This is a genomic window from Streptomyces albiflavescens (assembly GCF_014645835.1).
GTDB lineage: Bacteria > Actinomycetota > Actinomycetes > Streptomycetales > Streptomycetaceae > Streptomyces > Streptomyces albiflavescens.
In genome coordinates this window covers 182,632-202,876 of sequence record NZ_BMMM01000016.1, presented here as the reverse complement: position 1 = coordinate 202,876, position 20,245 = coordinate 182,632, and the positions used below count along the sequence as shown (strand labels likewise).

The 20,245-nt window shown below is 66.6% G+C and carries 19 protein-coding genes and 1 pseudogene; 12 read left to right on the top strand and 8 right to left on the bottom strand.

Going from position 1 to position 20,245, the window contains the following annotated elements; genetic code table 11:
• Window positions 1-165: 165 nt before the first annotated feature.
• Window positions 166-867: a Crp/Fnr family transcriptional regulator gene (locus tag IEY95_RS35825; RefSeq protein ID WP_189190350.1), complete on the bottom strand. Its 702-nt coding sequence runs from the start codon at window positions 865-867 to the stop codon at window positions 166-168.
• A 456-nt stretch (window positions 868-1,323) separates the two neighbouring features.
• On the opposite strand from IEY95_RS35825, the gene rpsL reads away from it, so the two are divergent.
• From rpsL to tuf, 4 genes are all read left to right on the top strand, one after another.
• The gene (gene rpsL / locus IEY95_RS35820; RefSeq protein ID WP_003948652.1) at window positions 1,324-1,695 is read left to right on the top strand and encodes a 30S ribosomal protein S12; all 372 of its coding nucleotides are present in this window, start codon (window positions 1,324-1,326) and stop codon (window positions 1,693-1,695) included.
• 2 nt (window positions 1,696-1,697) lie between these two features.
• Window positions 1,698-2,168, top strand: a complete 471-nt coding sequence (rpsG, locus tag IEY95_RS35815; RefSeq protein ID WP_003992340.1) for a 30S ribosomal protein S7 — start codon at window positions 1,698-1,700, stop codon at window positions 2,166-2,168.
• A 39-nt stretch (window positions 2,169-2,207) separates the two neighbouring features.
• The gene (fusA, locus tag IEY95_RS35810) at window positions 2,208-4,334 is read left to right on the top strand and encodes an elongation factor G (RefSeq protein WP_189190349.1); all 2,127 of its coding nucleotides are present in this window, start codon (window positions 2,208-2,210) and stop codon (window positions 4,332-4,334) included.
• Between the two features lie 143 nt (window positions 4,335-4,477).
• Window positions 4,478-5,671 (top strand): elongation factor Tu, encoded by a 1,194-nt coding sequence (gene tuf / locus IEY95_RS35805; protein ID WP_189190348.1) that lies wholly within the window; start codon window positions 4,478-4,480, stop codon window positions 5,669-5,671.
• Window positions 5,672-5,859: 188 nt separating this feature from the next.
• On the opposite strand, the gene IEY95_RS35800 is transcribed toward tuf, so the two are convergent.
• From IEY95_RS35800 to IEY95_RS35770, 7 genes and pseudogenes are all read right to left on the bottom strand, one after another.
• Window positions 5,860-6,252, bottom strand: coding sequence for a group I truncated hemoglobin (locus IEY95_RS35800; RefSeq protein WP_189190347.1), 393 nt, complete (start codon window positions 6,250-6,252; stop codon window positions 5,860-5,862).
• 39 nt (window positions 6,253-6,291) lie between these two features.
• On the bottom strand, window positions 6,292-7,149 hold the full coding sequence (locus tag IEY95_RS35795) for an MOSC domain-containing protein (RefSeq protein ID WP_189190346.1): 858 nt from the start codon (window positions 7,147-7,149) through the stop codon (window positions 6,292-6,294).
• Between the two features lie 326 nt (window positions 7,150-7,475).
• On the bottom strand, window positions 7,476-8,702 hold the full coding sequence (locus IEY95_RS35790; RefSeq protein ID WP_189190345.1) for a cytochrome P450: 1,227 nt from the start codon (window positions 8,700-8,702) through the stop codon (window positions 7,476-7,478).
• Between the two features lie 72 nt (window positions 8,703-8,774).
• Window positions 8,775-8,918: a hypothetical protein gene (locus tag IEY95_RS35785; protein ID WP_444544771.1), complete on the bottom strand. Its 144-nt coding sequence runs from the start codon at window positions 8,916-8,918 to the stop codon at window positions 8,775-8,777.
• A pseudogene (locus IEY95_RS35780) lies at window positions 8,915-9,261 on the bottom strand (hypothetical protein). The gene IEY95_RS35785 and the pseudogene IEY95_RS35780 overlap by 4 nt, the downstream one beginning before the upstream one ends.
• Before the next feature lie 76 nt (window positions 9,262-9,337).
• The gene (locus IEY95_RS35775; protein WP_189190344.1) at window positions 9,338-10,186 is read right to left on the bottom strand and encodes a helix-turn-helix domain-containing protein; all 849 of its coding nucleotides are present in this window, start codon (window positions 10,184-10,186) and stop codon (window positions 9,338-9,340) included.
• 252 nt (window positions 10,187-10,438) lie between these two features.
• Window positions 10,439-10,894, bottom strand: coding sequence for an ATP-binding protein (locus IEY95_RS35770; RefSeq protein WP_189190343.1), 456 nt, complete (start codon window positions 10,892-10,894; stop codon window positions 10,439-10,441).
• A gap of 140 nt (window positions 10,895-11,034) precedes the next feature.
• Here IEY95_RS35770 and IEY95_RS35765 point away from each other — a divergent pair, with 140 nt between their 5' ends.
• The 8 genes from IEY95_RS35765 (at window position 11,035) to rplC (ending at window position 20,241) form a co-directional block, all read left to right on the top strand.
• On the top strand, window positions 11,035-11,883 hold the full coding sequence (locus IEY95_RS35765; RefSeq protein WP_189190342.1) for a helix-turn-helix domain-containing protein: 849 nt from the start codon (window positions 11,035-11,037) through the stop codon (window positions 11,881-11,883).
• Entirely contained in the window at window positions 11,880-12,089 is a 210-nt protein-coding gene (locus IEY95_RS35760; RefSeq protein WP_189190341.1) for a DUF397 domain-containing protein, read from the top strand. Before IEY95_RS35765 ends, IEY95_RS35760 begins: the two co-directional genes overlap by 4 nt.
• Before the next feature lie 79 nt (window positions 12,090-12,168).
• Window positions 12,169-16,791 (top strand): DUF6531 domain-containing protein, encoded by a 4,623-nt coding sequence (locus IEY95_RS35755; RefSeq protein ID WP_189190340.1) that lies wholly within the window; start codon window positions 12,169-12,171, stop codon window positions 16,789-16,791.
• A gap of 15 nt (window positions 16,792-16,806) precedes the next feature.
• The gene (locus IEY95_RS35750; RefSeq protein ID WP_189190339.1) at window positions 16,807-17,352 is read left to right on the top strand and encodes a hypothetical protein; all 546 of its coding nucleotides are present in this window, start codon (window positions 16,807-16,809) and stop codon (window positions 17,350-17,352) included.
• A gap of 247 nt (window positions 17,353-17,599) precedes the next feature.
• Window positions 17,600-18,067 (top strand): hypothetical protein, encoded by a 468-nt coding sequence (locus IEY95_RS35745; protein WP_189190338.1) that lies wholly within the window; start codon window positions 17,600-17,602, stop codon window positions 18,065-18,067.
• Window positions 18,068-18,095: 28 nt separating this feature from the next.
• The gene (locus IEY95_RS35740) at window positions 18,096-18,596 is read left to right on the top strand and encodes a hypothetical protein (RefSeq protein WP_189190337.1); all 501 of its coding nucleotides are present in this window, start codon (window positions 18,096-18,098) and stop codon (window positions 18,594-18,596) included.
• A 674-nt stretch (window positions 18,597-19,270) separates the two neighbouring features.
• Window positions 19,271-19,579 (top strand): 30S ribosomal protein S10, encoded by a 309-nt coding sequence (gene rpsJ / locus IEY95_RS35735; protein ID WP_003948644.1) that lies wholly within the window; start codon window positions 19,271-19,273, stop codon window positions 19,577-19,579.
• A 17-nt stretch (window positions 19,580-19,596) separates the two neighbouring features.
• Entirely contained in the window at window positions 19,597-20,241 is a 645-nt protein-coding gene (gene rplC / locus IEY95_RS35730) for a 50S ribosomal protein L3 (RefSeq protein WP_095936043.1), read from the top strand.
• Window positions 20,242-20,245: the final 4 nt, after the last annotated feature.

Below are 20,245 nucleotides of genomic sequence, written 5' to 3'. Positions count from 1 at the left end.
GATGACCCACTTCAACTGTGACCGTGTGCACAGAAGGCCGGTTTCGCCCCCGCCGCCCCTGCCCATTCCCGGACCTGGGTCGTCCTTCTGGTGCGGGCCGGTGGGGGTTGTTCGCCCGGTTCCCGGCGCCCCTTCAAGGGCGTGGGGAACTGCGCGTGAACGACCTCAGCGTCGCGCGATCTGGCGTAGTACATCCATCCGAACGATCACCATCGTCCGTCGGCCCGTCACCACGGCCCCGCGCTCCCGGAGCTCCTTCAGCAGGCGCTGGACCATCTCCCGGGACGCGCCGACGGAGCCCGCGAGTTCCTGCTTGCTCAGAGGGACCGACAGCTCGATGCCCTTGTCCGTACGGTGACCGTTGGTGCGGGCGAGATCGAGGAGGAGGGCCGCGAAGCGCTCGCGGACGCTCAGGGAGGCGAATTCCAGGCGGCGCCGGTCGGCCGCGCGGGTGCGGTCGGAGGTGAGGCCGAGGAGGGCGAAGGAGACGGCGGGGGAGCGGGCGAGGAAGTCGGTGAAGTGTTCGCGCACGACGGCGACGGTGCGGACCGACTCAAGGGCGGTGACCGTGGCCGAGCGCGGGCGCCCGGTCAGTGCCGCCGACTCGCCGATGATGTCGCCGGGGCCGCGCAGCGCGAGGAGCGCCTCGTAGCCGTTGGCGGCGGCCGCGGTCACCTTCGTCCAGCCGTGCGTGACGATCAGGACGTGCGAGGACGGCTCGCTCTGGTGCAGGAGCACAGTGCGGGGAGCGAAGGACAGCTCGTGGCCGAGGGACAGCAGCGCGGAGCGGTCCGCGCTCTCCAGCCGGGCCAGGAACGGCACCCGGTCGTCCAGCCCCTCGTCACCGGGTAAATGCGCGGCCGTCATGAGTCTCCCGTCCCCCGATGTCCCCCGATCGGCGCCACGGCCGATGCACAGCGACCGATCAACGTACTCAACCGGTGATTGCCCTGCGCACCGAATGATCGAGAAATCGCGCAGAATCACCGACATTCACAGATTGTCGACCGTCCAGGGCCGTGCGGAGTCCGTAGGAAGCCCTGACGCCCCCCAGAAGAAGCGTGACAAGTCCGGCGTGTCGGGCCCCAGGGCATTTGTTTTGACCGAAGTCCGTGAGGTAGGTACGCTCAGACCTTGTGCCTGGGGTGTGCCCTGGCTCTCGTGCGTGCCTTCAACCGCACTAGGGGAGCCGTAACCGGCCACCGCAATCTGCGCCCTTTTCGCCCTCGCGGCGAGAGTCTGCAGCTTCGACACACCCGACCGCGTGGGTCGGCGACGTTCCAGGTTAGCTTCACCATTCGGCACACAGAAACCGGAGAAGTAGTGCCTACGATCCAGCAGCTGGTCCGGAAGGGCCGGCAGGACAAGGTCGAGAAGAACAAGACGCCCGCACTCGAGGGTTCCCCTCAGCGTCGCGGCGTCTGCACGCGTGTGTTCACGACCACCCCGAAGAAGCCGAACTCGGCCCTGCGTAAGGTCGCGCGTGTGCGTCTGACCAGCGGGATCGAGGTCACCGCTTACATTCCGGGTGAGGGACACAACCTGCAGGAGCACTCCATCGTGCTCGTGCGCGGCGGCCGTGTGAAGGACCTGCCGGGTGTTCGCTACAAGATCATCCGTGGTTCGCTCGACACCCAGGGTGTCAAGAACCGCAAGCAGGCCCGCAGCCGCTACGGCGCCAAGAAGGAGAAGTAGAAATGCCTCGTAAGGGCCCCGCCCCGAAGCGCCCGGTCATCATCGACCCGGTCTACGGTTCCCCTCTGGTGACCTCCCTCATCAACAAGGTGCTGCTCAACGGCAAGCGCTCCACCGCCGAGCGCATCGTCTACGGCGCCATGGAGGGTCTGCGTGAGAAGACGGGCAACGACCCGATCATCACGCTGAAGCGCGCGCTGGAGAACATCAAGCCGACCCTCGAGGTCAAGTCCCGCCGTGTCGGTGGTGCGACGTACCAGGTTCCGATCGAGGTCAAGCCCGGTCGCGCCAACACGCTCGCGCTGCGCTGGCTCGTCGGTTACTCCCGCGCCCGTCGCGAGAAGACCATGACCGAGCGTCTGCTCAACGAGCTTCTCGACGCCTCCAACGGCCTCGGTGCCGCTGTGAAGAAGCGCGAGGACACCCACAAGATGGCCGAGTCCAACAAGGCCTTCGCGCACTACCGCTGGTAGTCGCTACCCCCATCGAGACCGAGAGAAGACTGAAGCCTTATGGCTACCACTTCACTTGACCTGGCCAGGGTCCGCAACATTGGGATCATGGCCCACATCGACGCGGGCAAGACGACCACCACCGAGCGGATCCTCTTCTACACCGGCGTCAGCTACAAGATCGGTGAAGTCCACGACGGCGCTGCCACCATGGACTGGATGGAGCAGGAGCAGGAGCGTGGCATCACGATCACCTCTGCTGCCACCACCTGTCACTGGCCGCTTGAGGACAACGACTACACGATCAACATCATCGACACCCCGGGCCACGTCGACTTCACGGTCGAGGTGGAGCGCTCGCTGCGCGTCCTCGACGGTGCCGTCACGGTGTTCGACGGTGTCGCCGGTGTCGAGCCGCAGTCCGAGACGGTGTGGCGTCAGGCCGACCGTTACGGCGTGCCGCGCATCTGCTTCGTGAACAAGCTGGACCGTACCGGCGCCGAGTTCCACCGCTGCGTGGACATGATCTCGGACCGCCTGGGCGCCCAGCCGCTCGTCATGCAGCTGCCGATCGGCGCCGAGATGGACTTCAAGGGCGTTGTGGACCTGGTCCGCATGAAGGCGCTCGTGTGGTCCGCCGAGGCCGCCAAGGGCGAGATGTACGACGTCGTCGACATCCCGGCCACGCACACCGAGGCTGCTGAAGAGTGGCGCGGCAAGCTGGTCGAGGCCGTCGCGGAGAACGACGAAGAGATCATGGAGCTGTACCTGGAGGGCGTCGAGCCCACCGAGGAGCAGCTGTACGCCGCGATCCGTCGCATCACCATCGCGTCCGGCAAGTCCAACGACACCACGGTCACCCCGGTGTTCTGTGGCACCGCGTTCAAGAACAAGGGCGTTCAGCCCCTGCTCGACGCGGTCGTGCGCTACCTGCCGACTCCGCTCGACGTCGAGGCCATCGAGGGCCACGACGTGAAGGACCCCGAGCTGGTCGTCAAGCGCAAGCCGTCCGACGACGAGCCGCTCTCCGCCCTCGCGTTCAAGATCATGAGCGACCCGCACCTGGGCAAGCTCACCTTCGTCCGGGTCTACTCGGGCCGCCTGGAGTCCGGCACCGCGGTGCTGAACTCCGTCAAGGGCAAGAAGGAGCGCATCGGCAAGATCTACCGCATGCACGCGAACAAGCGTGAGGAGATCGAGTCGGTGGGCGCCGGTGACATCGTCGCCGTCATGGGCCTGAAGCAGACCACCACCGGTGAGACGCTGTCCGACGACAAGAACCCGGTGATCCTGGAGTCCATGGACTTCCCGGCGCCGGTCATTCAGGTCGCCATCGAGCCCAAGTCCAAGGGTGACCAGGAGAAGCTGGGTGTCGCCATCCAGCGTCTCGCGGAGGAGGACCCCTCCTTCCAGGTTCACTCGGACGAGGAGACCGGCCAGACCATCATCGGTGGTATGGGCGAGCTGCACCTCGAGGTGCTGGTCGACCGTATGCGCCGTGAGTTCAAGGTCGAGGCCAACGTCGGCAAGCCGCAGGTCGCGTACCGCGAGACGATCCGCAAGGGCGTCGAGCGTCACGACTACACGCACAAGAAGCAGACCGGTGGTACCGGTCAGTTCGCCAAGGTGCAGATCGCGATCGAGCCGATCGAGGGCGGCGACGCCTCGTACGAGTTCGTGAACAAGGTCACCGGTGGCCGCATCCCGAAGGAGTACATCCCTTCGGTCGACGCGGGTGCGCAGGAGGCCATGCAGTTCGGCATCCTGGCCGGCTACGAGATGACGGGCGTCCGCGTCATTCTTCTCGACGGTGGCTACCACGAGGTCGACTCGTCCGAGCTCGCCTTCAAGATCGCCGGTTCGCAGGCCTTCAAGGAGGCCGCGCGCAAGGCGTCCCCCGTGCTCCTTGAGCCGATGATGGCCGTCGAGGTCACCACGCCCGAGGACTACATGGGTGAGGTCATCGGCGACATCAACTCCCGCCGTGGTCAGATCCAGGCCATGGAGGAGCGGGCCGGTGCCCGCGTCGTGAAGGGCCTCGTGCCCCTCTCGGAGATGTTCGGCTACGTCGGCGACCTCCGCAGCAAGACCTCGGGTCGCGCAAGCTACTCGATGCAGTTCGACTCCTACGCCGAGGTTCCCCGGAACGTCGCCGAGGAGATCATCGCGAAGGCCAAGGGCGAGTAACACACCCCGTTTACACGCTTTAGGCTTGACACCGACCGCCGGGGCTCACCCGGCAGGGGAGAACCCCGGCGGGCGGCATCCCAGCAAAGATCACCTGGCGCCGATGAGTAAGGCGTACCAGAACCACTCCACAGGAGGACCCAGTGGCGAAGGCGAAGTTCGAGCGGACTAAGCCGCACGTCAACATCGGCACCATCGGTCACATCGACCACGGTAAGACGACCCTCACGGCCGCCATTACCAAGGTGCTGCACGACGCGTTTCCGGACCTGAACGAGGCCTCGGCCTTCGATCAGATCGACAAGGCTCCTGAGGAGCGCCAGCGCGGTATCACGATTTCGATCGCGCACGTCGAGTACCAGACGGAGGGCCGTCACTACGCCCACGTCGACTGCCCGGGTCACGCTGACTACATCAAGAACATGATCACGGGTGCGGCGCAGATGGACGGCGCCATCCTCGTGGTCGCCGCCACCGACGGCCCGATGCCGCAGACCAAGGAGCACGTGCTCCTGGCCCGCCAGGTCGGCGTTCCCTACATCGTTGTCGCCCTGAACAAGGCCGACATGGTGGACGACGAGGAGATCCTGGAGCTCGTCGAGCTCGAGGTCCGTGAGCTCCTCTCCGAGTACGAGTTCCCGGGCGACGACGTCCCGGTCGTCAAGGTCTCGGCGCTCAAGGCGCTCGAGGGCGACAAGGAGTGGGGCCAGTCGGTCCTGGACCTGATGGCCGCCGTCGACGAGGCGATCCCGACCCCCGAGCGTGACGTCGACAAGCCGTTCCTCATGCCCGTCGAGGACGTCTTCACGATCACCGGTCGCGGTACGGTCGTCACCGGCCGTATCGAGCGTGGTGTCCTGAAGGTCAACGAGACCGTTGACATCATCGGCATCAAGCAGGAGAAGACCACCACCACGGTCACCGGCATCGAGATGTTCCGCAAGCTGCTCGACGAGGGCCAGGCCGGTGAGAACGTCGGTCTGCTCCTCCGTGGCATCAAGCGCGAGGACGTCGAGCGCGGCCAGGTCATCATCAAGCCCGGTTCGGTCACGCCGCACACCGAGTTCGAGGCCCAGGCCTACATCCTGTCCAAGGACGAGGGTGGCCGCCACACGCCGTTCTTCAACAACTACCGTCCGCAGTTCTACTTCCGTACGACTGACGTGACCGGTGTTGTGACCCTCCCCGAGGGCACGGAGATGGTCATGCCGGGCGACAACACTGAGATGAAGGTCGAGCTCATCCAGCCCGTCGCCATGGAAGAGGGCCTGAAGTTCGCCATCCGTGAGGGTGGCCGGACCGTGGGCGCCGGCCAGGTCACCAAGATCAACAAGTAAGTCTTGTTGGCTTGATCGCCTGGTAGCTCCACAGAGCTCCAGAAGGGGCCCGTACGACTTCGGTCGTACGGGCCCCTTTGCCGTGCTGGGACGGCACACCGCGGGGTGGACTCGAACGGATTCGGCACAGACGCGCGCTGGTGGGTCCCGCCGCTGCACGACGGCCGGTGTGGGGCGACAAGAGTCGCTCAGAGCACCGGTACGACGATGGCGTCCCGCGTGCTTCGCACGATGGCGACCAACTCCGACCGTTCCCGCTCCGCCACCCCGAACTTGTCGAGCGTCTGGTTGAGGTCATCCATGAAGGCCTCCCACTCGTTCGGGGTGATCCGCAGGTCGCGGTGGCTGTCCTCCATCGTGCGCCCCGTGTATCGCTGGGGTCCCCCGGAGGCTTCCCCGACCATCTCCGTGACCAGGTACTTGAACCCCGGAGGCAACACGCGGTGGTGCGCGTCGTCCACGCGCGGATTGGCGTTCAGCCGGTCGTCCACCATGATCCGGTCGATGAAGTCATCGACCACGGTGGCGATGCTGTAGATACCGCCGAGCCGCTCGTAGAGCGAGGTTGGCTGCGTTCCCATGTTCGTTCCCTCCGGAGTCGCGGTATGTCGCTTCCGAGTTCACGCGAGCGTGACGTGATCTCCGCGCCGGATCGTTCCGCCCGTGATCACGTCGGCGTAGACCCCTGCGTTCACCTGGTTGTGCTGCGCCACCGTGCGCAGGATGCCTTTGTCATGCGGCAGGTCTCCCTGGGGCAGAGTGATCATGACGCAGCGAGAGCAGGGACCGGTGATCCGCAGGCGGACCCCGTCGCCGATCGCCGCCGTGTGACCGACCCAGTCGTTCTCCACGAAACCCTGCAGCTCCGGACGGGTCGCCACGACGATGTTCGGCCGGAACCGGCGAGCCTCGAAGCGGCCCTCGGGATAGAGCGCGCGCAGCCGATCGATCGTCGCCGTCGTCATCAGGTGCACCACCGCGAGATCGAAGAAGGTCCCCGTCGGCAGGTCCCACTCGGTCACGGTGTCCTGGTGCTCCAGCCCCGCCATGTCCGGCCAGTACTCCTCGGCCGTCGCGCGGGACGACTCGTCGTCGCCCCGTGCCATCGCGAGCGTGACCTCCCGGCCGAGCGCTTCGGACAGCAGAGGGGCCACATCGGGCTGGGCGCTCGTCACGACGGTGCCGTCGGGCAGGGTCAGGCGGACGGCGGGCAGTTGTCCGCCCGCCCGCGGAGGGTCGACATACGCGGCCCGGAACTCGAAGAAGTTCCCCCACTTATGCGGATTCTTCGCACCTGCGACCTTGCCCGTCGCCGGATCGACCACGGCGAACCGCCGATCCCCGACAAGCCCGCGTTCCGTGACCTCGGAGGCGTTCAGCTCCTCCCCCATCATCGACTTCACTGGATAGCGCCACAGTCCGACAACCGCACCTTCGGCGACGTCCACTGACGGTGGGGGCGACGAATGCGTTGTCATGACGGCCTCCTTCGGGCCGGCGCGGCGCGGGGAGCGGAGAATGTTGCGCCGACGCCTCCTTACAAGCGCAAGCCTCCGGCCGTGCCCTGTCAAACGGTGACGTGCGCGATGCGGAGGCGGTCCCGCCGTCCCCCTGCTGACGACCCACCCCCCCAGGGGACCCTCCCTCCACTATTTGTCATGCCGCTCATGCCGCTCATGCCGCTGAGTAAATTCGAGTGGAAGGGGGGCGCCCGCGCTTCCGGTGCTGTCCGACGTGGCGCGGGCGGATGCGGGGTCGGAGCCGAGGAGGGCCTGGCGTCCGGTCGATGAGACCGGTCACCTGGTCACCAGGCGATCGGCAGGGAGATCGGTCCGCGGATCATCGTGCGCTGCCGGAAGGGGACCTCATCGGCGGGGACAGCGAGGCGGAGGTCCGGGCAGCGCTCCAACAGGGTGTCGATCAGCAGCTCGATCTGCATACGGCAGAGGACGGCGCCCGTGCAGTAGTGCGGGCCGTTACCGAACGCCATGTGCGCTCCGGCGTCCCGGTCGACGTCGATCCGGTCGGGGTCGGGGAAGACGTCCGGATCGCGGTTTGCTGCCAGGTAGGAGACGTAGACGGGGTCGCCCGCGCGGATGCGGACACCCTGGATGACGACGTCCTCCAGAGCCACGCGCGGCAGGCCCACGGCGGTGCGGTGCGGGATGTAGCGCAGGAGTTCGTCGATGGCGGCGGGGCGGGAGGCGGGGTCGCTGCGCACGCGGTCCATCAGGTCGGGCCGGGTGAGCAGGAGGTAGAACATCTGGCCGCTGTTGTTGGTGAGCGCCTCGCCGCCGATCTGGAGCGGGCCGGCGACGCTGACCGCCTCCTCCTCCTTGAGCTCGCCGCTCCTGACTGCGCCGCCGAGCAACGACAGGACGTCGTCCCCGTCGCCGTCCTGCCGGTCGCGGATGGCCTGCGCGATCCACCCGAACAGGCCCTTCTTGGCGCGCTCGGAGGCCTCGGCGCCACCCGCGGTGGAGATGATCTCTCGCGTCCAGGTGTGCACCTTCTGCCGCTCGTCGGCGGGCACGCCCATGACCTCGCAGACGACGGAGATCGGAAAGGGTTCGAGGACCCGCTCGATCAGATCGGCGGGCGGCCCGTCCTGCACCATGGCGTCGACCAGCTCGTCGAGCATCTCCTGGGCACGGGGACGCAGCCGCTTCACCGCGCCCACGGTGTACGCGGTCGACGCGGCGCGACGCAGCCGGTTGTGGTCGGGCTGGTCGGCCCAGGCCAGCGCCCCAGGCCGCGGCGCGAAGTGCGGCGCCAGCCGCGTGAACTGCCGGACGGAGGCCTCCTTACGGCTGAACCGTGGATCGTTCGTGATCATCTTCACGTCGTCGTACCGCGTCGCCAGCCACGCCCAGTCCTCGTCCCCGTGCGGAAGCCGGATCCGCGTCAGCGGCCCTTCCCGCATCAGCTCGGCGAGCACCGGGTCGAACTCGGTCCCCTGCAATCCCACGTCGGGCCAGTCCCGGACGGGGGGAGGGGGTTGCCCGGCCAGGGTGGTGGTGTCCTCTGCCATGGGTCCACGATCTGGTCCCCGCCGGTGGGCTGTCGCGGGGGAGTGCTCCAGACGGATTTCTTTCGCCGGGCCTCAGCCCTCCGGGTAGCGCGGCAGGCCCTCGGTCGAGATCGTCCAGTCGGCAATGGTGACGTCCTCGCCGTACACGAACTCCTTGCGGGTGGCAGTGCGGGCGGCTTCCTCCGCACCGAAGGCGTACTCCCACTTCCAGCTCACGCGCGGACCGCCCGCATGGCTTCGTCCAGGACGGCGCTCAACTCCCGCAGGGCTTCCCGTGCGACAGCCGGGTCTTCGTGCTCCAGGTTGGCCTTCGCGTTGGTGTAGCGGGGGGACAGATCAGGGCGGCGGCCGATTTCGATCTCCCTGGCCCAGATCAGAACCCAGCTCTGTACAGGACTCAGGGACTGCCACTCGACCGCCTTGGCGAAGGCTTCGTCCCTCTCGGCCTGCACTCCTCCAAGCGACTGGGGGCGACGACGACGAGGGCCGCGCGCAGGGCATCAGGCGTCTTCTCGGGGCGGGGAATCAGCTCGTGGCCGTGCTCGGACCGTGTGCCCATGGTGTCCTCCAAGGGTGCCCCGATCAGGCTATCGGGCCATGGCGGAACAGCCCGGTACCGGTGGTGAGCGCTCATGCTAGGCGGCCTCCGGGAGATCGGATCGGCAGTCGCGGCAGCGACCGGGTTCGGGGGCGCGAAAGGCGCGGTCGCAGCCCTCGCAGTTCTGGAGGGGGTGCGGGCGTACGGCTACCGGGGTGACGGGCACCGGTGGTGGGAGGAGTTCGGTGAGACGGTGGGCAAGGAGGGCGGTCGGGTGCCGTAGGGGCTCGCGGGGGAGGCCTGCCGTCAGGGTGCGGCGTACGGCCTCGGGGGCGGTGCCGCGCTCCAGCCAGGCGGTGACGGCCGGGGCGAGGCGGTGTACGTCGCGCTCGGGGAGCAGGAGGCGGGGGTCGTCGCGGTGCAGGCTCGCGAGGAGGGCGGCGGCCGTGCGGTGGTGGGCCAGGTCGTGGGTACGGGGCTCGGGGTGTGGAGGCTTCGGGCGGGACTCGACGGGCGGCGTCGGCGGGATCTGGACGACGGGCCGTACGGGGGTGGGGACCGGCTCCTTCCTGGGGCCGAGCCGGGGTTCCGAAATGCGTGCCGGCTGGTTGTACGACACCGTGTGCGTGACGACCCGGCCACTCGGCAGCCGCTCCCGCCTGCGGGACAGATATCCGTGCGCCTCCAACTCCCGCAGGGCCGCCGCGATTCTCGTCTCGCCCTCGGGGAAACGGGCGGTGAGCGTCTTGATGTCCACGCGGGCACCGGCGGGCAGCGACTGGATGTGGGCGGCGAGCCCGATCGCGGTGAGCGTCAGCTCGCGGTGCTGGGCGAGGTGGTTGCCGATCACCGTGTAGCGGGCGGTGTGGCGGACGTTGATGTGGGTGATGCCCCGCGGAATCCGGGGCTGGGCGCACGGGGGCGCGCTAGGGTTCTGCGTATCCATCGGGAAGGTCCTGCTTCCTCGTTGGTCAGGCCCTCGATCGGGATGCCAGTCCCGGCCGGGGGCCGTCGCATGTCTGCGGTTGTGGTGGCGCTTGTGCGCTGTCGCCGCGAGCATATGCCCGCCAACGGGCGGAAAATCCAGCCGAGTTGGTGATCGTCACCCTTGCGAGTGACGGGAGGCTGGTGGGGCTGGGAGGGGTTTTCTCCCTGGGGAATTGAAAAGCTTTGATGTCGCGAACGCCCGCGTCGCGGTTCACCGGGACGCGGTGGACCGCGTTCCGGCGGCGGTGACGGCCAGCTCGGCCCAGAGCGTCTTGCGGGGCGGTGGCCCCAGGTCCACGCCCCAGCGGTCCGCGAACGCCTCGACGAGGAGCAGACCGCGCCCCGACTCGGCGTCCGGGCGCGTCGGCAGAGCCTGGGGAAGGCGGTCGCCACAGGTGTCGGTCACCTCGATCCGGAGGGTGCCGCCCACGACGTACAGCGTGAGCCGGAAGTCGCGGCCGGGTACACGTCCATGGACCGCCGCGTTGGCCGCGAGCTCCGCCACGATGTGACTCGGAGCCTCCAACGGAAGCCCCCATGAACGGAGTTGCTCGGTGGCGAGCAGCCGGGCCAGGCGGGCGCCACGGGGCGTGGGGGAGAGCAGCACGCTGAAGTTACGGATGGGGCAGTCGAGTTGGGGCCCGGCCGGGACGGTTTCTTGATTCATGTCACTCAGCGTGGCGGACCCTGCTTACGTTGACCTGCGGTGACGCCTGTGCGTACCGGGACTGTCCGGACGTTGTCCCGGTCTGTCTCGGCTGTCCCGGGTGTCGTACGGGCACGGGTGGGCGTTGGAGGTGGGTGCCGATGAGCAGCGAGGGTGTGGACGAGCCCGGGTGGGATGTCAGCCCGGAAGACGAGATCGCTCCGGTGGTGGAGTCGACCGGGCGGCAGGTCAGGCTCTGGCGGGAGGCCGCCGGGATGCGGGTGGTCGACTTCGGCCGGGCCATCGGGTACGGGGAGGACCTGGTTCGGAAGGTGGAGCGCGGGGCGCGGATTCCGCGGGCGGACTTCCTGGACCGGGCGGATGAGGTCCTGAATGCGGGCGGGCACCTCAGGGCGTTCAAGGAGGACATGGAGAAGGCTCGGTATCCCAAGAAGGTGCGGGAGCTGAAGATGTTGGAGGAGCGGGCGGTCGAGCTGTTGATGTACGGCAACCACAACATCCATGGCCTGCTACAGACTCCGGAGTATTCGCAGGCGCTGTTCGAGACGCAGCAGCCCGCACTCTCGCGGGACGAGGTGGAGCGGGGGGTCGCCGCTCGCGCGGCGCGCAAAACGATCTTCGACCGATCGCCCGCGCCCGCGCTCAGCTTCATCCAGGAAGAGGTGACGCTGTGCCGACCGATCGGAGGGAGAATGGTGCTGCGCCGCCAGCTCGAACACCTGCTGGAGGTGGGGAAGTTGCGGAATGTCTCGCTTCAGGTCATGCCAACAGAACGAGAGGACCATGCCGGAATGCATGGTCTGATCCAGGTGCTGAAGTTCGGTGACGGCACGGCCGTCGGGCGTTCCGACGGCGCGTTCAACGGCCGCCCGGTCTCGGACCCGAAAGACCTGCGGATCCTTGAACTGCGGTATGGAATGATCCGGGCCCAGGCTCTCACCCCGAGGGAGTCGCTGGCCTTCATCGAGAGAGCGCTGGGAGAAACATGATCCACGAGACCTCGGCCGGGGATGCTTCCGGGCTGAAGTGGTTCAAGAGCAGCTACAGCGACAGCAGCGACATCAACGACTGCGTCGAGATAGCCACCACCCCCGCCACCATCCACCTCCGCGACTCCAAGAGCCCCCAGGGCCCCCACCTCACTTTCGCCCCCGCCGCATGGGCCAACTTCGTGCCGTACGCCGCTCAGAGCTGAACCACGTCTGTCGTCTCTCTCCGGTAAATTCGCTGATGCGTACGAGAGTTACTGAGGCGAACGTGACGGGGGTTGCGGCGTGGCGGGGAACCGGCCGACGGATTGGCATGTCCTGGACCTGGACAAGGACCCCACTCCCGGGGATCCGGATCGTGTCCGTCACCTGGCCAAGAACCTGCACGACTTCGCGGACGACGTCTCCGATGCCCTTCGTCTGATCAAGGGGATGGCGGACGATGACGCGGTCCTGCAGTGGGCCGGCAAGTCCGCGAAGGCGTTCCAGGACGAGTTCTCTGGCGTGCCGAAGCAGCTGAAGAAGCTGAAGAAGTCGTACGAGATGGCGGGCGACGCGCTGGCGGCGTACTGGCCGAAGCTGGAGCGCGCCCAGGCGCTGGCGGACAAGGCCCTGGCGAAGGGCCGTGAGGCGCAGTCCGATCTGTCCTCGGCCAAGTCCCGTCTGTCGTCTGCGGATTCGTGGGTGACGAAGGCCAGCAAGGAAGCCGACAAGTACAAGGACGACCCGACCGGCAGCAAGGACAAGGAGAAGCCGGACGAGGCGAAGGTCCGGGCCGCGACCCGTGACGCGCAGCATGCCAAGTCGGCCCAGACGTCGGCTCAGTCGGATGTGACGTCCGCGAACAGTGCGTTGGACGCGGCGAAGAAGATGGCCGAAGACGCCCGCAAGATGCGGGAGGAGGCGGCGAAGACTGCCAAGGACAAGATCGACGAGGCCTCGGACGCGGGGATCCACAACCGCAAGTGGTGGGAGGAGGTCGGGGACTGGTTCTCCGACAACTGGGACACCATCGTCGCGGTCTGCAAGGTCGTCGTCGCGGTGGTCGGCATCATCGCGATGATCATCGGGGGGCCGATCCTCGGCGCGATCGTTCTCGTCGCCGCGCTGGTCGTCCTCGCGGACACCCTCAACAAATACGCGAAAGGTCAGGCCTCCCTATGGGATGTGGCCTTCGCGGCGTTGGACTGCATACCCGGTATGAAGGGGATCACGACCCTGGGCGGCCTGGCAAAGGGGCTCAAGGGCGGGATGGCCGCCCTCAAGGGCCTCAAGGGTGGGCTGAAGGGGCTGGGTCTTGCCGCGCGCGGGCTGGGCAGGTCGGCTCGAGGTGCCATCGCGGACGGAGCGAAGGGCGCCTACAACCGGCTTAAGAGCGTGGTCCGATCCAAGGGCAGTGACCCGGTGGACATGGCCACCGGCGCGATGTTCCTGCCGCAGACCGATGTGGAACTGCCGGGCAGTCTCCCGCTGGCCTTCACCCGACGGGTCGCCTCCGACTACCGCACCGGTTGGTGGTTCGGCCCCACCTGGGCCTCCACCATCGACCAGCGCCTCGAAGTCGACGCCGACGGGATCGTGTTCGTCACCGAGGACGGCCTGCTCCTCGCGTACCCCCACCCCACGAGCCCGGAGACCCCGGTCCTGCCCGAGGCCGGCCCCCGCTGGCCCCTGACCCGGCTCGACAACGGCGGCTACCGCATCGACGACCCGCTCCTGGGACACGGGCGCCACTTCTCCCTCCCCGCAGACGGCATCGCCCTGCTCACCCGCATCGTCGACCGCAACAGCAACACGATCACCTTCGACTACGACGCGCATGGCACCCCCGTCGCTATCCGCCACTCCGGCGGCTACCACCTCAAGCTCGCAGTCGATGAAGGCAGAGTCACCGCACTGGCTCTGGCTGGCGCCACCGAAGACGGCTCCGACGTCACCATCAAGCGCTACGGCTACACCGACGGCAATCTCACCGAGACCATCAACTCCTCGGGGCTGCCACTGAAGTTCACCTACGACGACCGGTTGCGCATCACCTCCTGGACCGACACCAACCACAGCCGTTACGCGTACACCTACGACGATCACGACCGCTGCGTCGCCGAAGGCGGCGAGGCCGGCCACATCACCATCACCCTCGACTACGACGGCACAGACCCCGCGTGGCCCGACTGCCGCATCACCACCCTCACCGCCGCCGAAGGCGCCGTCACTCGCTTCGTCGTCAACGACAACAGCCAGGTCATCGCCGAAATCGACCCACTGGGCGGAATCCGTCGAACCGTGTACGACGCACATCACCACGTCGTTGCGCGGATCAATGAGCTGGGACACACCACGCGACTGGTTCTCGATGAGAACGGCCGACCCACGGAAGTGGTTCGTCCGGACGGCGCCAGCACGTACTTTGCGTATGACCATCTCGGCAACCCCACGGTCATAGGCAGACCGGACGGTGCCCGCTGGCGCAGGGAGTACGACGAGCGCGGCAATTGCACGTCCATGATCGATCCCTCGGGAGCGATCACGCGGTTTGCCTACGACACAACGGGTCATGTCACGGCGGTCACGGACGTCCTGGGCAATTCCAGGGCGGTGCGCTGCAATCCGGCAGGGCTGCCGGTCGCAACCACCGACCCTCACGGTGCCACCGTCACCTGGGCACGTGACGCGTTCGGCAGGATCGTGTCGTACACCGATCCGCTGGGACACACCACACGCCTCGCGTGGACGGTTGAAGGCCATCTTGCGCACCGCGTCACTTCCGACAGCGCCGTCGAGACATGGGCGTACGACGGTGAGGGCAACTGCACCAGTCACACGACGCCCGTCGGCGCCGTCACGCGTTTCGAGTACACCCACTTCGACCTGCCGTCGGCCCGCATCGGTCCTGACGGAGTGAGATACGAATTCACGCACGACCAGAGCCTCCGACTGACCGAAGTCACCAATCCCCAGGGCCTGACGTGGTCTTATGAACACGATGCGGCCGGACGACTGATCGCGGAGTGCGATTTCGACGACCGGGTCCTGAACTACGCGTACGACGAGGCGGGCCGCCTGACCTCGCGGACAGACGCACTCGGCCACACCATCCAGTACGCATACGACGTCGTCGGCAACTTGGTCCGGAAAGCCAGCGGCGACCATGTGACAGAGTTCGCCTACGACCTGACCCGCGCATTGGTCAAAGCGACGGGACCTGACGCATCGCTCACTCTGCTGCACGACCTCAACGGACTCGTCGCACGCGAGACGATCAACGGTCGGCACATGGTCTACGAGCGCGACCAGTTGGGGCGCCTCGCCCGTAGGACAACCCCTTCTGGGGCCTCTTCCACATGGACCCATGACGCCCTGGGTAACCGAACGCAACTGGACGCTTCGGGCCGGACCATACACTTCGACCATGACTGGTCCGGTCTGGAGACCCGTCGCTCCATCGGTTCGAACGTCACGCTTACGCATGCTTACGACGGCCTCGGCCGCCTCACCGCCCAGTCTCTGTCCGGCGCCGACGGCAGCAGTGTGCTGAATCGCGCCTACATGTACGGCGAGGACGGGAACCTCGTCCGTACCGATGACCAGTTGTCGGGAAGCCGGAGATTCGACCTGGACTTCGCGAGCCGTGTCACCGCTGTCCACGCACACAACTGGACCGAGCGCTACGCCTATGACGAGGCGGGCAACCTGACCGATGCTGCCTGGCCCACCAAGCATCCTGGTGAGGAGTCCATAGGACGCCGCGCCTACACCGGTACGCGAATCAGTCGTGCGGGCACGACCCGTTACGAGTACGACGCCTTGGGCCGAATGGTTCTGCGCCAGAAGAAGCGCCTGTCACGCAAGCCTGATACCTGGCGCTACACCTGGGACTCGGAGAACCGTCTGATCTCGGTCACGACGCCGGACGAGACTCTCTGGCGCTATCGCTATGACCCGCTGGGCCGCCGTATCGCCAAGCAACGCATCGCTGTGGACGGCCGCACCGTTGTGGAGCACATCGACTTTGCCTGGGACGGCGTCACCCTTTGCGAGCAGACGACTCGAACACAGTCCTTGTCTCACATGGTGACGCTGACGTGGGACCACGACGGTCTCCATCCGATCGCGCAGACGGAACGCATCACCGCAGCCGAAGCGCCGCAGCAGGAAATTGACTCCCGATTCTTTTCCATTGTCACGGATCTGGTCGGAACACCGACAGAACTCGTCGATGAAGACGGCGGCGTCGCATGGCACACGCGAGCCACGCTCTGGGGAACAACAACATGGAATGCCGACGCTGCGGCGTACACCCCGCTTCGTTTTCCGGGCCAGTACTACGATCCGGAATCCGGCCTCCATTACAACTACTTCCGCTACTACGACCCTGAGACCGCCCGCTACCTGACACCGGACCCGCTTGGTCTTGCACCGGCACCAAACCCGGCTACCTACGTCCACAACCCGCACACCGGGGTCGACCCCCTTGGACTCAGCCCGTACTACAGCGACATCGCACCGAACGGGCAGCGAGGCCCGGCATACGCGGAGGTCACTCCGCAGACTCTGGATGACGCGGCCAACGGGCTCATCGGAAGTCCACCAGGTCGAGGGGCCCGTTACGCTCCCCCTGGATTCCAGGGGGGTCCGGCCGGCCATTCGCGGGGACACTTGATTGGGCAGCAGTTCGGAGGTGATGGACGGGACATGCGGAACATTGTCACGCAAGGAACCACACAGAACAACGGGCCGATTTCTGATGCCGAAGACCTTATTGCCGCACATGTGAGATCAACCGGGAATACCGTCACCATGAGTGTGACTCCCGAATATGCTCACGGAGGCAACGTTCCCAGTCACGTTCTCATTGAAGCCGTAGATGACTTCGGCTGGTCGTTCAGCAGACGACTGCCCAATATGTAGGAAGGTGCAACCCGAATGGTCGGCATGAACCATGTGGAGGATCTACCGAACCTCACGGAGCTGTGCCCGCCTCCATCGAACCCCGTTCCGTCTCTCTCCGGTCGGACGGAACGGGTATCCCGAACAATTCCCGCTGATCATTACGATCTGACTCGCGTATACGGCACAGGATGCTTTGACGAATTCTTGTGGATCTTCGCGGCTGGCGCAGATAATCCGAATCTCGACATCGATACCAGTACCGATGCGATGCAATCAATACTCCGCGGCAAGGACGTACCCACTCTGCGTGAGATTCTGACTCGTCACCGAACTGTCCCCGAAGAACTTATTCAGTGGGGAGTAACCGACAATGGCGACTCGCTGCTATGGATACCAGTCGGCGATCCCGGAGCTTGGTCAACGGTTATCATTCAGGCTGGCCAGCTCGACTTCGTCATCTCGCCGAGAAGTTCCACGGGAGTAGTGCTGGACCTGCTGACCGGAGCCCTCCGTGTTCGCTTTTTCCCTGAAGACTTCCCGAGCGGCCACCCGGAGTTCTCGACGAACCCCTACGTGTAGATGACTCCTGTATGGCCCACAACTCCTGAAATGGACCGAGGTGATCTTCCGACTCCCCCATCTTGGGCGGGTGCAAATTGACCGGCCTCTGAAGTTTAGCCAGCAATACGCGCTAGGAGTACGACGCCCTGAGACGGAGCGTACGGTCCGGTACAACTGTGCTGCGGCTCGACTCGCAAAGTTAGGCGCCGACTGCAGGCCAGTTGCGGTGCTGCGGCCCCCGTACGACTGACAAACGAGGTCCGGTATGGCATCCGAATACGACTGGGAAACCGGTGAGGGTCTGTTGGGCATCGACGACCCCGACGCCGTGGACGCCGCGTTCGAGCGCGGCGAGCCGCGTCTCGGTACGGCGGTGATCGGGTTGGCGTTCCAGTGTTCGCTGGAGGAGGCGTCGCCTCGGATCATCAGGGCGATGCAGTTGCCGGACCGCGCCCAGCGGGGGTTCGCGTTCACCGCGGCCGGCACCGCGGCGCGGCTCAACGGTGAACTGACCCCGCAGCTGTACGCCGCGCTGCGTGCTGAGGGTCATCGTGGCATCGCCGAGAACGCCATCGACGACACGCTGACGTTCGTGCCGTTCCGGCAGCTGCCGCCGTGGCTCAAGCGGCGGTGGGTGCTGACAACTGTGCGGAACAAGCTGGAGGGCTGGTGGCTGCAGTCCGAGGACGCGGTCGGGGATGCCTGGCGGGCCCTGCGCGGACGCCGCTCATGAGCGGGTGGGCGCCCCGAATGGGGCCGTCGTGAGCGCGCCGTACGACGTGTTCTGGGCGGCGCCGGACAGCAGAGCCGCGTGGGCCGACCTGCCGGACGCCGTGCTCGAAGCGGTCGTACGGTCCGACGCCGAGCGCCTCGAGGTGGAACGGTCCCGGGTCGCGCCGAAAGTCCGGGAGGCGATGACGGTGCCCGTGTACTCGGTGGCGGACCGGTTCGCGTCCTGGGAGCGCGTGGTGCGTCGGATGGAGCCGGGCTGGTCGAGTGAGGACTTCTATCCCATCAGCGCCTACGGCAACGATCTGGATTCACGGGACGCCCTGGGGGCGTCGATGCGTGCGATGCCGGCGACGGTGCGAGAAGGCGCGCTCGGAGATCTGTTGGCGCGGTTGGATGCACGCTTCCATGCCGCGAGCGTCCGGGACCCGGACGGTTCACTGCGCCCGTGGGTACGCCCGACAAAGGAGAAGCCCGAGTCCGAGCTCGGGGAGTGGTGGAGCCGCAAGCCAGTACTTCCGCCCTGGGACTGAGTGATGCCTGGAGGACCTCAGAGCTCAGGACCGGCAGGCCCGGACTGTCCGGGACGAGCCGGGCGACCGATGGAGAGTTTGATCGATCGGCATAGGGGATCGCACTGGGGGCGGGCATCCCGTACGCGGTCGGTGTCCCCGGCTCTGCGGTGGGCGGGGGCGGGGGCGGGGGCGGGGCGAGGCATGACCCGGGTGTGGCTCCTCGGAGGCCCGGCGCCGCGGTTCCGGCCGAGCCGGGTTTGACCTGCGTCACCCCCGGGGTACGATCCTCGGCTCGATTGGCCAGCCCCCCGCCCCGTATGGCAGACTAACGGGGTTGCTCGGTCGAGTGCCGATGCTGCGCGCCTCCCGCCGGGAGGACTGGAAGCGAGTCCCACAGTACTCGTCGCCCAATCTGTCGGAAGGCAGCGCTGGGGCGGACGTACGGGAATCTTCCGGGAAGTGTCAGCGGGGTGCCGACCAGGCGCCCGGTGGCCACGCATCAGCGTATGGATGCAGTCAGCCTCCGGTCCAGCGGTTGCCTTTTGGGCTGAGCCGCGTCCCTGAGCAGGGAAATCCTCTACGGAGATCTCTGTCAGCAGGAGCGCGACACGCCCGACCGCGTGGGTCGGAGACAACGGACGCGGACCCCGGGTACCAGAGCGTTTTACGAGACAAAGGACTACTGAGTAGCCATGGCGGGACAGAAGATCCGCATCCGGCTCAAGGCCTACGACCACGAGGTCATCGACTCCTCGGCGAAGAAGATCGTCGAGACGGTGACCCGCACTGGTGCGTCGGTCGCGGGCCCGGTGCCGCTGCCCACTGAGAAGAACGTGTACTGCGTCATCAAGTCGCCGCACAAGTACAAGGACTCGCGCGAGCACTTCGAGATGCGCACGCACAAGCGCCTGATCGACATTCTCGACCCGACGCCCAAGACCGTTGACTCTCTGATGCGACTCGACCTTCCGGCCGGTGTCGACATCGAGATCAAGCTCTAGGGATCGGTGATCTGAGAATGGCTAAGCAGATCAAGGGCATCCTGGGCGAGAAGCTCGGCATGACGCAGGTGTGGGACGAGAACAACCGTGTCGTTCCGGTCACCGTCGTCAAGGCCGGCCCCAACGTCGTCACCCAGGTGCGTACGAACGACACCGACGGCTACGAGTCGGTCCAGATCGCCTTCGGCGAGATCGACCCGCGCAAGGTGAACAAGCCCCTCAAGGGCCACTTCGCCAAGGCCGACGTCACCCCCCGCCGCCACCTCGTCGAGATCCGCACCGCGGACGCCTCCGAGTACACGCTGGGTCAGGAGATCTCCGCCGAGGTCTTCGAGGCCGGCGTCAAGGTGGACGTGACCGGCAAGAGCAAGGGCAAGGGCTTCGCCGGTGTCATGAAGCGTCACAACTTCAAGGGCCTCGGCGCCGGACACGGCACCCAGCGCAAGCACCGCTCTCCCGGCTCCATCGGTGGCTGCGCCACCCCGGGCCGTGTGTTCAAGGGCCTCCGCATGGCGGGTCGCATGGGCAACGAGCGGGTCACCACCCAGAACCTGACCGTTCACGCCGTTGACGCGGAGAAGGGCCTGCTCCTTATCAAGGGCGCGGTTCCTGGTCCGAACGGCGGCCTCGTCCTGGTCCGCACCGCGGCCAAGGGGGCCTAAGGAC